Genomic DNA, 12,375 nt, shown 5'->3' on the forward strand with positions numbered 1-12,375 from the left:
GTCCGACAATGATGTAGGAGCCCCCATGATTCCGCACCCGCAGAACATCGAATCGCCCACCGACGCCGCCGCCGCGGCGTCGGCCGCGACCCCACTCGACGACGCCGCCCGATCCCAGCGGATTCGGAAGGTGATCTTCGCCGCCGGTGCCGGCCATTTCGTCGAGTGGTTCGACTTCGGCCTGTACGGCACGCTCGCCACCGTCATCAGTGTCAACTTCTTCCAGCAGGGCAACGCGCAGGCCGCACTCCTCTCCGCCTTCGCCGTCTTCGGCGCCGGCTTCATCATGCGACCGCTCGGCGGCCTGTTCTGGGGATCGCTGGGAGACCGGATCGGACGCCGCACGACGCTTGCGACCGTCATCCTGGTCACCTCGGGTGCGACCGTGGTGATGGGCCTGCTCCCCACCTACGACATGGTCGGCTTGTGGGCTCCCCTCCTGCTCGTGATCGTGCGCCTGGTGCAAGGGTTCGCCGCCGGCGGAGAGAGCTCGGGAGCGACGACGCTGCTCGCCGAGTACGCGCCGTCCAACAGGCGAGGGTTCGTCTCCAGTTTCGTGGACGTGTTCGGCTTCGCCGCGTTCGTGGTCGGCGCCGGGCTCGTGCTCGTGTTCACCTCCACGCTGGGCGCGGACGCGCTGAACGCCTGGGGCTGGCGCGTGCTGTTCATCCTCGCCCTCCCCCTCGGCGTCGCGGGACTCTACCTGCGCAGGCGGCTCGAAGACACCCCGGAGTTCCGTGCCGTGCAGGCGAAAGGGGATGTCAGCGCCTCCCCGCTGCGCACCTCGCTGAAGACCTCCTGGCGCGCGCTGCTGTTCTGCGTCGGCTTCGTCGTGATCAAGGCCGTCGGGCACTGGATCCTGCAGACCTTCATGCCCTCGTATCTGCAGACCGACCTGCACTACTCCCAGCCGCTCAGCTACGGCGTCACCGTGATCGGGCTTCTCGCGATCGCGATCCTGGTGCCCTTCATGGGTCTGCTCAGCGACAAGATCGGCCGCAAACCCGTGATGATCGCCGGCTGTCTCGGGTTCCTGGTGCTCACCTATCCCACGCTCATGCTGATGAGCGTCGGCAACTTCTTCGCGGCGACCATCGCGATGATCCTCTTGGGCGTGTTCATGGCAGCGTTCGACGGAGCCTCCAGCGCCGCGATGGCGGAGTTGTTCCCCACCAACATCCGCTACGGCAGCATGGCGATCGCCTACAACTTCTCCGTCGCGATCTTCGGCGGGATCACGCCCTATTTCGCCACCTGGCTCATCGCGTCCACCGGAAACACGTTCGCGCCGGCCTTCTACGTCATGGCGGCGGCCCTGATCACTCTCATCACGGTGCTCCGGGCACGGGAGACGTTCAAGACGCCGCTGCAAGCCTGACCGGCCCCCACCCGCCTCACCCCCACAGGAGCATTCCATGCAGATCGCCGTCACCGGCGCCTCCGGCCGCGTCGGCCGCGCCGTCACCGCTCAGCTCGTCGAACGCGGGCACCACGTCATCGGCCTCGATCTCGTCGCGCCACGCGACCCGGTCTCCGGCGCCGACTACCTCGTCGGCGACCTCGTCGACCTCCCCCGGCTCGATCCACGCCTCGCGGAGGTGGAGGCGGTCGCTCACCTCGGCGCGTACATGTCGTGGAACCCGGCGGAGGCGGAGAAGGTGTTCGCCGCCAACGTGACGGCCACGCAACGGCTGATCCGCGCGCTCGGCCCGTCCACGAGGCGGTTCGTGCTCGCATCCACCGGTGAGGTCTACCCGGAGAACGCGCCCGCCTACCAGCCGCTCGACGAGGACCACCCGCGCAGTCCCACGACGTGGTACGGGGTCAGCAAGGTGCTCGCCGAGGAGCTCGTGGCCTTCGCGGGCCGCGACAACCACTGGGATACCGTCGTTCTCCGCTTCTCGCACACGCAGGACCCCGCGGAGATCCTCGACCCCGACTCCTTCTTCTCCGGACCGCGGTTCTTCGCGAGCCGCCGCATCGAGCGGGAGGGGGCGGCGGGCAACAGCGACGTCGTCGCCACCCTGGAGCCGTACGCGGGTGACGACGAAACGTTGCTCGTCGCCTCGCGAGCCGACGGCGCCCCGGTGCAGATGGGCATCCTGGCGACGCCGGACCTGGCCGCGGGGGTGGTCCTCGCGCTCGAAGTCAGCACGAAGGGTCATCAGGTGATCGGGCTCGGTCCCGACGAGTCCACCGATCTGGGCCTCTTCGCGCGCGAACTCGCCGAAGCCGCCGGCCTCCGGACGGTCGAGGTGACCCTGCCCGTCACCGCGCCGAGCTACACAACCTCGAACGCCCGCGCCCGAGAGCTCCTCGGCTTCCGTCCGGCGATCGACCGGGCCGAGTTCGTCCGTCGAGCCGTCGAAGCGCGTCGTTCCCTTCGACCGCGATGAGGGCGAGGATGGCACCGACGGGCGCGCGGCCCGCATCCGCTGAGAGGAGCACACGATGAGACTCACCGTCAGCCTGCAGGTCACCCTCGACGGGGTCGCCCAAGCCAACGGCGGCAACAACGAGGAGATGGATCCGGGGTTCACCCGAGGCGGCTGGGCGATCCCGCACAACGACGGCGACGCCGTCCAGTACATCCTCGAGACCTGGCAGCGACCGGACGCCTTCCTCCTGGGCCGCAAGACGTTCGGCCTCTTCGAGACGTTCTGGGGCGCCCGCAGCACCGACGGCAGCTTCGGCGAGGCCATCAGCTCGAAGCCGAAGTACTTGGTCTCCACCACCACGACCGAGCCGACGTGGGAGGGGACCACGGTCATCGCCGAGGATGTCGCCGACCGCATCCGCGAGCTCAAAGCCGGGCCGGACGGCGAGCTGCTCGTGGTCGGCAGCGTCTCGCTCGCCCGATGGCTACTCGAGAACGAGTTGGTGGACGAACTGAACCTGGTCCAGTTCCCCGTGATCGTCGGCGAGGGCGAGCGCGTCTTCCCTCAGCGGGGCCTCGACTTCGCTCTCGACCTGGTCGACTCCCGCGTGTTCGGCACCGGGATCGTCGCCCTCACCTACCGGGTGGGCGGCCGTCCCGCGTACGCCTGATCGCGCCCACCGGCGTTGCTTCCGGCCGCCAGCGCTGCCTCGTCGAGAGCTGTCGCCAGATACGGGGCGGAGGCGCTGCCGGCCGCACGAGCGACCTCCTGGGGTGTTCCCGCGGCGACGACCGTCCCGCCTTTCTCGCCGGCGCCGGGGCCGAGGTCGACGACGTAGTCGGCGGTGGCGACGACCCGCATGTCGAGTTCGACCACGACGACGGTGTTTCCGGCATCCACCAGGCTCTGCAGGTGTTCGATGAGGCGGTCGGCGTCGGCGCAGTGGAGCCCGGAGGTCGGTTCGTCCAGCACGTACAGGGTGTCGGCGCGTTGGGCGCGCTGCAGTTCGGAGGCGAGCTTCACCCGTTGCGCCTCACCGCCGGACAGTTCGGTCGCCGGCTGGCCGAGCCTCAGGTATCCGAGTCCGACATCCATGAGCGCGGTCAGGGAGCGCATGATCTCGTTCTCGCCGCCGAAGAAGGCCTGAGCCTCCTCGACGGACATCGCGAGGATCTCGGCGATGTTCCGGTCGCGCCAGCTGATCTCGAGCGTGTCGTCGTTGTACCGGGTGCCGTGGCATTCGGGGCAGACGGTGTAGACCGACGGCAGGAACAACAGCTCGACCATGACGGCGCCCTCGCCCTCGCAGGTGGGGCAGCGGCCGCCGGCCACATTGAAGGAGAAGCGGCCGGGCCGGTATCCGCGCGACCGCGCCTCCGGAGTCTCCGCGAAGCGCCGTCGGACATGATCGAACAGGCCCGTGTAGGTGGCGACGTTGGAGCGCGGGGTGCGGCCGATGGGCTTCTGGTCGATGTTGACCACCCGGCGGACGCCGCCGAGATCTCCGGAGATGGTCCCCTCGAGCTGCTCCGGCCCGTCCGCGAGGAGCAGGTCGTCGGTCTCCGGAGCGTCGTCGTCCAGGTCGACCGGTCGGCCGAGATGGTCCCCGAGCAGCGCGGGAAGCACCTGGCTGACCAGGCTCGATTTTCCCGCGCCGGATACTCCGGTCACCGCCGTGAAGGCGCCGAGCGGGAAGGAGACGGACGCGTCGCGCAGGTTGTTGCGGGTGATCTGCTCGAGCCTCAGCCATCCCGTCGGCTCGCGCGGAGTCCGCGCATCGAGTCCGCGTCGGCCGAACAGGTAGTCCCTGGTGACCGACTCCTGCACGTCGGCGAGACCGTCCGGCACTCCGCTGTAGACGACGCGACCGCCCCGTTCACCGGCTCCGGGCCCGATGTCCACCAGCCAGTCCGCGTGCCGCATCACCTCCACCGAGTGCTCGACGACGAACAGGCTGTTGCCCCTCTTCTTGAGCCCCTCCAGGATGCTCAGGAGGGCGTTCACGTCCTGCGGGTGCAGGCCCGCCGACGGTTCGTCGAGCACGTAGACGACGCCGAACAGCTCGGAACTCAGCTGGGTGGCGAGCCGCAGCCGCTGCAGCTCACCTCCGGACAGCGTCGGTGTCGTGCGGTGCAGGGACAGGTACCCCAGCCCGAGATCGATGATGGGGCGCAGGCGTTCCAGCAGCTCGGCGGCCAGGCGGGCGGCCGCTGCGCGCTTCTCCGCCGACTGGTTCGGGGTCCGCCGCACGTCCGGAGCGGCGGCGTGCGACGCTCCACCCGCGGCGACCCTCTGCTGCGTCGCCTCGCGGCGGGCTCCCTCGTCGAGTGCCATTCCGGAGGTCGCGAGCTCCTCCCTGGCCGCGTCCACCAGCGCTGCGAGCCGTCCGGAGAGCTCGCGGAGCGGGAGTCGCGAGAATTCGGCGATGTCGATCCCCTCGAAGGTCACCGAGAGCGCCTCCGGCTTGAGACGCTTCCCGTGGCACACCGGACACACGGCGGAGGTGAGGAACTCCGCGACCCGCCGCTTCATCGACGCACTCTTGGTCGTCGCGAAGGTGTCGAGCACGTAGCGGCGGGCACCCACGAACGTCCCCTGATAGCTCGGCTCCATCCCCGTGGAGATCGCACGTCGCGTCTGCGCCGGCGTGAACCCCGCGTATACCGGGGCGGTCGGCCGTTCCTCGGTGAAGAGGATCCAGTCGCGGTCCGCGCGCGGCAGGTCCTGCCAGGGCGTGTCGACGTCGTAGCCCAGGGACACCAGGATGTCCCGCTGGTTCTGCCCGTGCCACGCCGTCGGCCACGATGCGATCGCCCGCTCCCGGATCGTGAGCGAGGGGTCGGGGACCATCTGCCGCTCGGTGACCTCGTACACCCGGCCGATGCCGTGGCATTCCGGGCACGCGCCCTGCACCGTGTTGGCCGAGAAGTCCTCCGCGTAGAGCATGGGCTGACCGTCGGGATAGTCCCCAGCCCGGGAGTACAGCATCCGCACCAGGCTCGACAGTGTCGTGATGCTGCCCACCGTCGAGCGTGCGCTGCGCCCGCCGCGCTGCTGCTGCAGCGCCACCGCCGGCGGCATCCCGGTGATCGAGTCGACGTCGGGGACCCCGGCCTGGTCGATCAAACGCCGGGCATACGGGGCGACCGACTCCAGATACCTGCGCTGCGACTCCGCGAAGAGTGTCCCGAACGCGAGCGACGACTTCCCCGAGCCGGACACCCCGGTGAACACCACCATGGCGTCGCGGGGGACGGTGAGGTCCACGTTCCGCAGGTTGTGCTCCCGCGCCCCTCGCACCTGGACATCCGGCTGGATCGCAGGTGGGGTTTCGTTCGTCATGGCTTCGCGCCCTCTTTCATCGCCGGATGCCGACAGTCTCGATGACGGGGCACGGTACGTCACACCCTTACACCCGTCTCCGGCGAAACAACGGTGCACGCCTCGACGGCGATCCGGGCGAGGATCACCAGGAAGCGAGCGGACGAGTCAGTATCACCGCGGCCACGAGCAGGGCGACCACCGTGACGACGACCCCGGCGAGCACGACCAACCACACTCGTTGATGGGCCGCTCGTGCTGCGAACCCGGCGCCGATCGATGCGCCGGTCAGGACGATGAGCATCAGGATGCCCCAGAACGTGGCTTTCCAGATCGTCTCGTCGGCGTTCCACTCGGCGATGTCACTTCGGTAGGGTCCAGGCCAACCGTAACGCAGGGCGTTCTGCCAGTCGCCGTACACCGACGCGGCCGGAATGACGAGGACGATCGCCGCAGCGATGAAGATGATCGCGGCGGCGTGAGCGCGGTTCCGTTCCGCGGTCGAGTGGCTTCCCTTGTCTCTCACGACCACAGGGCAGCAGCCGCCCTCTCGGCGTCGCTGGCGGCCGTGTTCGCCGCTTGGAGTGCGCCGATGGCCTGCTCGAGGATCTCGGCCATGGCGGTGATCTCGTTCCGCCACTGGGCATGTGCGCGGTCGAAGGCGCGTTGGGCGTCGCCGGACCACCGATCGCGGAGCAGCCCTGCAGCGTCAGCGAGATATTCGAGCTCGTGTTCGATCGCCGCCTGCGCGTGCCGCAGCTGCTGCGCGGAGGCGTCGATGACGGCACCATCGCCGGAGATCGTCATTCGTACGCCGAGAAGTCGAGCCGGCGCAGCGGGTACTCATCGGGAACGCGGTCGTTCTGGAAGTAGCCGTAGAAGACGTCGGTGGCCTCGTCGGCGGTGAAGACCTCGTTCGGGTAGACGTGGAACTCTCGGCCACCGGTCCAGCTGACAGTCTCGCTCGGTTCACCGAGGTAGTCGCCGCCGGGGCGGCCGACGACGTACTGTCGCTGCGCTCCGTCATCTTCGATGTAGCGGACTTCGAGCATCATGCGGTCGGCGGCGCCGCCGGACTGCAGGAACGATTTCGGCCACTGGCTGTGGTCGATGTCCCAGAAGTCCACGTCGAGTGGGGCACGCCAGAGGGCGTAGCTCCAGCGCTTCTGACCGTCGAGGAGCCCGAGGTCGCGCTGAATCTGATCGTGGTGTGACCGGACAGCGTCGACCAGGGGCATGTGGCTCGCCCAGTTTATCGACGTGATGTGAGTGTCGCGGGTCATCAAGGCACTTCCTTCGGTATGACTCTGGTGATCTCGATCAGCTTGCCATGAAGCATCGCCCGGGCGGGGTTGTCCGCCGAGACCAAGCCGTCGAACTCACGTTGCGATGCGGTAGGGGAGGCCCCACCGCTCTTGACTTCAATGGCGGTGTAGGTTCCGTCGGCGTTCTTGAACAGGCCGTCGTAGAACCGGCCCTTGTCGGTGCCGTCTACGCTCGCCCGGACCTTGTCCCGAATGACTTCGACGCCGAAACGATCCTCGACGTCTTTGAGCCCGATCTCTTCCTTGTTGGCGGCGATGCGGTCGCCACCGTTACCGCTGGCGTACTTGCCGTAGTCGTCGCGTCCGTCGCCGCGGTCGATGCCTTCCTGCTTTTGGACCGGGTTGACGGCGCTGTCGCCGGACGCAGCCGCGACGGCGCGGAAGATGCCGTGTCCGACGGCGGTGGTGCCGGCGCCGATCGCTCCGGCCGCGGCGATGTTCAGCGGGACGCCGCCGAGCGCGCCGACGCCGGTGGCGTCGAGGGCGAAGCCGCCGGCCTCGCCGCCGGTACCGATGGAGATCAGCCCGATGCCGCCGAGGATCTCCCACAGGATGTCGGGATGCTGGGCGAGCGCGTTGAAGAACGACGCGGTGGAGTTGGCGGCGATGGCGAAGGTGTTCTGCGCCTGCAGTGCCTGGAGGTCCCAGGCGAGGCTGATCGCTTCGCCCGCGAGCGCCCAGAAGTCAGGCTGGGCAGGGGCGGCGTCGGCGGCCGTGTCGAGCGCTGCGGCGCTTCGCTCGGCAGCGGCCCCGAGTTGCCCGCGCGCGTCCGAGAGCACCGCTCGTGCTTGGGCACGGAGCGCGTCGCCGGGGTCGACGAACGGGATCTCGGGCGAGTATGCGTTCGCGGTGCTCGGCAGCTGGTATGCCCGGGCGAACTCCGTACGGGCGGCCGCGATGTCGGCGGCGTGCTGCTGCTTCGCCGCGGCTGTGGCCGCGACGGCCTGGTCCCAGAGCGCGATCGCTTCGCCTGCTTGGGCTTGCGCCCATTCGAGGTAGTCGGCGAACGTGTCCAGCGCGTTCGCCGCCGCGCTGAGGTGCTTCGACGCGTCCGACCACTTCGTGGGGATCCCGGAGTACTTCTCGCGGAACGCGTCTGCCGCCGAGCCGCTCCAGGCGTCGTCGACGTTCACCCGAGCGAGCGCCGTGGCGACCTCACCGCTTTCGACGGACTTCTGGCGCCAGTCGGTCGCGGCAGCCCGGGCACTGCTGACCGATCCGGGGATCAGCGCGACCGGGTCACGGGTCTGTCCGAGCTCCGTCACCTACTCGGCATCCCGCCACCGACTTTGTCCGCAGCGTCCTTGCCCTCGGTGTCGCCCTCCTCGTACACCTTCGCTGTCGCCTTCAGTCGCGCGACGACCTCACCGATGTCGGTGTGCAGGTGATCGAGACCGTTCGACCAGTTCGACACGACCCGGGCCGCCGCCTGCTCGACCAAACCGTCGCCCAGGCCAGTGGCCGACTTCAGGCTGCCCCGCGACGCAGACGCAGCCCCTCTGCTCGCAACGCCGGCCGCGGTACGCAGCAGCTCAGGATCCACCCTGAAACGGTGTGACATCCTCTACCCCCAACATCCATTCCCCTGCCCGAGAAGACGTCGCGAACGTCGTTCTCCGACGCGGGATTCGCCTGACGGGCTTTTCAGTATCTCCGGGAGAGCGCGCCTCGCGCAGTGCCGGGGAGCGAGATGTGTCTTCGGTCGTAGGCGCGGTCGTCAGCAGGGCTCGAGGTGTGGCCGCCCGCATCGCACGCCCGACCCGCGACACGACAAAACCCCCGGATCCCTGAGGATCGCGGGGGCTTGCACGTGGCGGTACCGGTGGGATTTGAACCCACGGTGGGCTTTCACCCACACAACTTTTCGAGAGTTGCACCTTCGGCCGCTCGGACACGGTACCGCGGACAATCTTAGGCGAAGATTCCACGGCCCGCCAATCAGCGTCCGTCCAGCGAGCGCACAGCCTCCACCGATCCGTCCCTCACGGTCCGCGGAGTACGCTGCACGCATGAACACCACGGGTCGCGTCGTCACGACGGTCGGAGTCGCGGGCGCCATCGCCGGCGGCGCCGCCTATGCCTGGAGCCGCGTGCAGCAGAAACGGGCTGCCGTCGCCGCGGGCAAGGTGAAGCTGAACGAGTCGCTCCCGGTGAACTCCAAATGGTGGCGGGATGCGGCGAAGGTGGAGGGCGAGATCCTCTACGTCGCGATCGGGGACAGTGCCGCACAGGGCATCGGGGCGTCCCAGCCGAAGAACAGCTACGTGGGCGTGATCGCCGACCACCTCCGCTCCGCGACGGGCCGCACCGTGCGCACCGTGAACCTCAGCGTGTCGGGCGCGACGGTCGCCCTCGCGGTGGCCGATCAGCTGCCGCGGTTCGAGACGCTGCAGCCCGACATCGTGACGGTGTCGATCGGGGCGAACGACATCGGGGCGTTCGACCCGGCGACGTTCCGGGAGGGCATCCGCCGCGTGTTCGCGGCGCTGCCCCGGGATGCGGTGGTCGCCGATCTGCCGTACTTCTACCTCCCGTGGAACGAGAAGAAGGTCGCGGTCGCCAACGCCATCCTGCGCGAGGAGGCGGCCGACGCCGGGCTCACCGTCGCCTCCCTGCACCGCGCGATGAAGCAGGAGGGGCTGCGCGGCGCGTTCACGCAGTTCGCCGAGGACCTCTTCCACCCCAACGACCACGGCTACCGGGTGTGGGCGTCGGCGTTCCTGCCCGCCGTGACGCGGCTGGCGGTGACGAAGTTCCCGCGGCGACCGGCGACGACAGCGACCTCCGCCTCCGTCACCGCGTCGAGTTCGGCGCCAGATGCGCCAGCACCCTCCCCCACGCCGGCACGATGACGAGGTGCCCGACGCCCGGGACCATCTCCATCCGGGAGTCCGGCACGGCCTTCTGATACCAGGCTGCGTGCGCGTTGCCGGCGATCGCGTCGCCCTGCCCGCCCACGATGAGCGTCTTGGCCTGCACGTCGCCGGGGTCGAAACCCCACGGCCGCGCCGTGTACGAGAGGATGTCGGCCGCGGTCCCGGCCGCCCCCTGACGGAACGCATCCTGCAACATCCGGCCGAGCCGATCCCGCACGCCGGGCTGCGCCAAGACGGTGGCATCGACGGCGGTGGCGCCGACCGCTTCCGGGGGTACATCGCCCGGGTCAGAGGCCGAGAGAACGGCGTCGGCCTGCGACCCCAATTGCTCGCTGAGCTGCTGGACGGCCTCCGCCGGGGCGAGGGTGCCCAGGCGGTCGGACTCGGCCTGCAGCTGCGGCGGGATCCACGGAACGGCCTCGTTCGGAGCGGGCGTGGCGACGATCGCGACCCGCTCGGTGAGATCGGGATGCCGCGCGGCGAACGCGAGCGCGACCCGGCCCCCAGCCGACCAGCCGGCGATGCCGACGGTGCGCACCCTCCTCACCCCCATCGAGCGCTCGGCCAGCACGACCGACCGCAGATACTCGGCGATGTCGTCGGCGGCGCGCACGATGCTCGGCCACTCGCCGTACGGCACGGGGTCGCTCGAGCCGTACCCGGGGCGGTCGATCGCGACGATGTGGACATTGCGGGTGGCGGAGGCGTCGGGATCCGGATCGAAGACGGAGGTGCCCGGCGCCGGGTGGCAGAAGACGACGATGCGTTCCGCATCCGCGTCGCCGAGGGTGGTGACGCCGACGCGCCGGCCGGACCGCAGGGTGTACGTGAGGTTCGCCATGGGGCCCATTGTGCTCCGGGGGCGCCGGGCACATAACCCTCTACGGCGGAGCACCCTCTTGGTGCACGGCACCCTCCACAGGTCCCGCACTCCGTGAGCTTCTCCCCCGATCGCCGCGATCCTCCCTCCAGTGACGGTGGCCGCCCGTAGTGTGGGTCCCGGATCGAGGAGGTGTCGTGGCGAAGGCTCACGTCAACTACCGCTGCACGGAGTGCGGCTGGACGGCGGCCAAGTGGGTCGGCCGCTGCGGCGAGTGCCAGGCCTGGGGCACCGTGGAGGAGTCGGCGGCGCCCACGGGCGTGCTGCGGGCACTCACTCCCGTGACCATCGGCGCCGCGCGCACCGCCCGGGCGATCACCGACATCGAGACGGAGGCCGCCGGGCGACGACCGAGCGGCATCGGCGAGTTCGACCGGGTTCTCGGCGGCGGCATCGTGCCGGGCGCGGCCATCCTGCTGAGCGGCGAGCCCGGCGTCGGCAAGTCCACCCTCCTGCTGGAGGTCGCCTCCCGGGCAGCGGCGCGGAACGCGCGCGTCCTCTATGTGAGCGCCGAGGAGTCGGTCGGGCAGGTGCGGATGCGCGCCGAACGCACCGGCGCCGTCCACGACGAGCTGTACCTCGCATCGGAGACCGACCTCGCGACCATCATCGGCCAGATCGACGCGGTGAAGCCTTCGCTCGTGATCATCGACTCCGTGCAGACGGTCTCCAGCGGCAGCATCGACGGCATCGCCGGCGGCCCGAGCCAGGTGCGGGAGGTCGCGAGCACGCTCGTGCGCATCGCCAAGGAGCGCGAGCTGCCCATCCTGATCGTCGGGCACGTCACGAAGGACGGCTCGATCGCCGGCCCGCGCCTCCTCGAGCACCTGGTCGACGTGGTGTGCCAGTTCGAGGGCGACCGGCAGACGGCGCTCCGCTTCGTGCGCGCGCTGAAGAACCGCTTCGGCCCGACCGACGAGGTCGGCTGCTTCGAGATGACCGGAGACGGCATCGCCGAGGTCCCCGACCCGAGCGGTCTGTTCCTCAGCCGCACCTCCACCCCCGTCTCCGGCACCTGCGTGACGGTGGCGATGGAGGGCCGGCGCCCGCTGCCGGTGGAGGTGCAGGCGCTCGTCGTGAGCACCGCCGCCCCCAACCCGCGCCGCGTCACCAACGGCGTCGACAGCTCCCGCGTCGCCATGCTGCTCGCGGTCCTCGAACGCCGGGCCGGCATCAAGCTCGGCGACAAGGACGTCTACGTCTCGACCGTCGGCGGCGTGCGGCTCACCGAGCCCGGGGCCGACCTGGCCATCGCCCTGGCCGTCGCGTCCGCGGCCTCCGACCGCGCCATCCCCCACAACCTGGTCGCCTTCGGCGAGATCAGCCTCGCCGGGGAGATTCGCCCGGTCAGCAGCGGCAAGCAGCGCACGGCCGAAGCGTCACGCCTCGGCTTCGCCACGCGCATCGACGACCGCAGCGCCTCCATCCGCGAAGCCCTGCGGCTCGCGTTCACCGCAGCTTCCACCCCGCGCGAACGAGAACTCGACGCGGCATTCTGACCCGCACTACCGCACCCACTGCACCCGCCGAGTACGCAAAATCTCGGCCCGAAACCGCTGAGTACGCAGAGAATCCGCGTACTCGGCGACGCGGCG

12 protein-coding genes and 1 tRNA gene are annotated in these 12,375 nt (G+C 69.7%); 5 read left to right on the top strand and 8 right to left on the bottom strand.

From position 1 onward, the window contains the following. Nucleotides 1-25: 25 nt before the first annotated feature. The 3 genes from FHX33_RS16135 to FHX33_RS16145 are packed head-to-tail and all read left to right on the top strand — an operon-like array spanning nt 26 to nt 3,048. A complete protein-coding gene (locus FHX33_RS16135) occupies nt 26-1,378 on the top strand; it encodes an MFS transporter (protein WP_021763480.1) in 1,353 nt (450 codons plus the stop codon). Between the two features lie 37 nt (nt 1,379-1,415). Then, nucleotides 1,416-2,396 (top strand): NAD-dependent epimerase/dehydratase family protein, encoded by a 981-nt coding sequence (locus FHX33_RS16140; RefSeq protein ID WP_021763479.1) that lies wholly within the window; start codon nt 1,416-1,418, stop codon nt 2,394-2,396. Between the two features lie 55 nt (nt 2,397-2,451). Continuing rightward, nucleotides 2,452-3,048: a dihydrofolate reductase family protein gene (locus tag FHX33_RS16145; RefSeq protein WP_021763478.1), complete on the top strand. Its 597-nt coding sequence runs from the start codon at nt 2,452-2,454 to the stop codon at nt 3,046-3,048. Here the strand turns inward: FHX33_RS16145 and FHX33_RS16150 are convergent. The 7 genes from FHX33_RS16150 to FHX33_RS16180 all read right to left on the bottom strand — a co-directional run bounded on the left by FHX33_RS16150 (nt 3,015) and on the right by FHX33_RS16180 (nt 8,925). Continuing rightward, on the bottom strand, nt 3,015-5,720 hold the full coding sequence (locus FHX33_RS16150) for an excinuclease ABC subunit UvrA (protein ID WP_021763477.1): 2,706 nt from the start codon (nt 5,718-5,720) through the stop codon (nt 3,015-3,017). The two genes, FHX33_RS16145 and FHX33_RS16150, sit on opposite strands and share 34 nt — an antisense overlap. Nucleotides 5,721-5,844: 124 nt before the next feature. Then, complete coding sequence (locus tag FHX33_RS16155) at nt 5,845-6,225, bottom strand: hypothetical protein (protein WP_155829041.1); 381 nt, start codon at nt 6,223-6,225, stop codon at nt 5,845-5,847. Further along, a complete protein-coding gene (locus FHX33_RS16160) occupies nt 6,222-6,506 on the bottom strand; it encodes a WXG100 family type VII secretion target (RefSeq protein ID WP_021763475.1) in 285 nt (94 codons plus the stop codon). The genes FHX33_RS16155 and FHX33_RS16160 overlap by 4 nt, the downstream gene beginning before the upstream one ends. Further along, a complete protein-coding gene (locus FHX33_RS16165; RefSeq protein WP_021763474.1) occupies nt 6,503-6,982 on the bottom strand; it encodes a hypothetical protein in 480 nt (159 codons plus the stop codon). The genes FHX33_RS16160 and FHX33_RS16165 overlap by 4 nt, the downstream gene beginning before the upstream one ends. Further along, complete coding sequence (locus tag FHX33_RS16170) at nt 6,982-8,289, bottom strand: putative T7SS-secreted protein (protein ID WP_183428729.1); 1,308 nt, start codon at nt 8,287-8,289, stop codon at nt 6,982-6,984. The genes FHX33_RS16165 and FHX33_RS16170 overlap by 1 nt, the downstream gene beginning before the upstream one ends. Continuing rightward, nucleotides 8,286-8,567, bottom strand: coding sequence for a hypothetical protein (locus FHX33_RS16175; RefSeq protein WP_155829082.1), 282 nt, complete (start codon nt 8,565-8,567; stop codon nt 8,286-8,288). The genes FHX33_RS16170 and FHX33_RS16175 overlap by 4 nt, the downstream gene beginning before the upstream one ends. 268 nt (nt 8,568-8,835) lie before the next feature. Next, nucleotides 8,836-8,925 (bottom strand) — tRNA-Ser (locus FHX33_RS16180). A gap of 108 nt (nt 8,926-9,033) precedes the next feature. Here FHX33_RS16180 and FHX33_RS16185 point away from each other — a divergent pair. Continuing rightward, nucleotides 9,034-9,876 carry an SGNH/GDSL hydrolase family protein gene (locus FHX33_RS16185; protein WP_021764517.1) on the top strand — a complete coding sequence of 281 codons (843 nt, stop codon included), beginning with the start codon at nt 9,034-9,036 and terminating at the stop codon, nt 9,874-9,876. Here FHX33_RS16185 and FHX33_RS16190 read toward each other — a convergent pair. Further along, nucleotides 9,818-10,741, bottom strand: a complete 924-nt coding sequence (locus FHX33_RS16190) for an alpha/beta fold hydrolase (protein ID WP_039923372.1) — start codon at nt 10,739-10,741, stop codon at nt 9,818-9,820. The genes FHX33_RS16185 and FHX33_RS16190 overlap by 59 nt on opposite strands. Before the next feature lie 176 nt (nt 10,742-10,917). On the opposite strand from FHX33_RS16190, the gene radA reads away from it, so the two are divergent. Next, the gene (radA, locus tag FHX33_RS16195; protein WP_021764519.1) at nt 10,918-12,279 is read left to right on the top strand and encodes a DNA repair protein RadA; all 1,362 of its coding nucleotides are present in this window, start codon (nt 10,918-10,920) and stop codon (nt 12,277-12,279) included. The last annotated feature ends 96 nt before the right edge of the window (nt 12,280-12,375 follow it).

This window comes from Leifsonia aquatica, assembly GCF_014190775.1.
Taxonomy (GTDB): Bacteria; Actinomycetota; Actinomycetes; order Actinomycetales; family Microbacteriaceae; genus Leifsonia; species Leifsonia aquatica.

Bases quoted from the DNA above. Each gene is read 5' to 3' on its own strand.
- FHX33_RS16135 (WP_021763480.1), top strand. From the start codon at position 26: ATGATTCCGCACCCGCAGAACATCGAATCGCCCACCGACGCCGCCGCC.
- FHX33_RS16140 (WP_021763479.1), top strand. From the start codon at position 1,416: ATGCAGATCGCCGTCACCGGCGCCTCCGGCCGCGTCGGCCGCGCCGTC.
- FHX33_RS16145 (WP_021763478.1), top strand. From the start codon at position 2,452: ATGAGACTCACCGTCAGCCTGCAGGTCACCCTCGACGGGGTCGCCCAA.
- FHX33_RS16150 (WP_021763477.1), bottom strand. From the start codon at position 5,720: ATGACGAACGAAACCCCACCTGCGATCCAGCCGGATGTCCAGGTGCGA.
- FHX33_RS16160 (WP_021763475.1), bottom strand. From the start codon at position 6,506: ATGACGATCTCCGGCGATGGTGCCGTCATCGACGCCTCCGCGCAGCAG.
- FHX33_RS16165 (WP_021763474.1), bottom strand. From the start codon at position 6,982: ATGACCCGCGACACTCACATCACGTCGATAAACTGGGCGAGCCACATG.
- FHX33_RS16185 (WP_021764517.1), top strand. From the start codon at position 9,034: ATGAACACCACGGGTCGCGTCGTCACGACGGTCGGAGTCGCGGGCGCC.
- FHX33_RS16190 (WP_039923372.1), bottom strand. From the start codon at position 10,741: ATGGCGAACCTCACGTACACCCTGCGGTCCGGCCGGCGCGTCGGCGTC.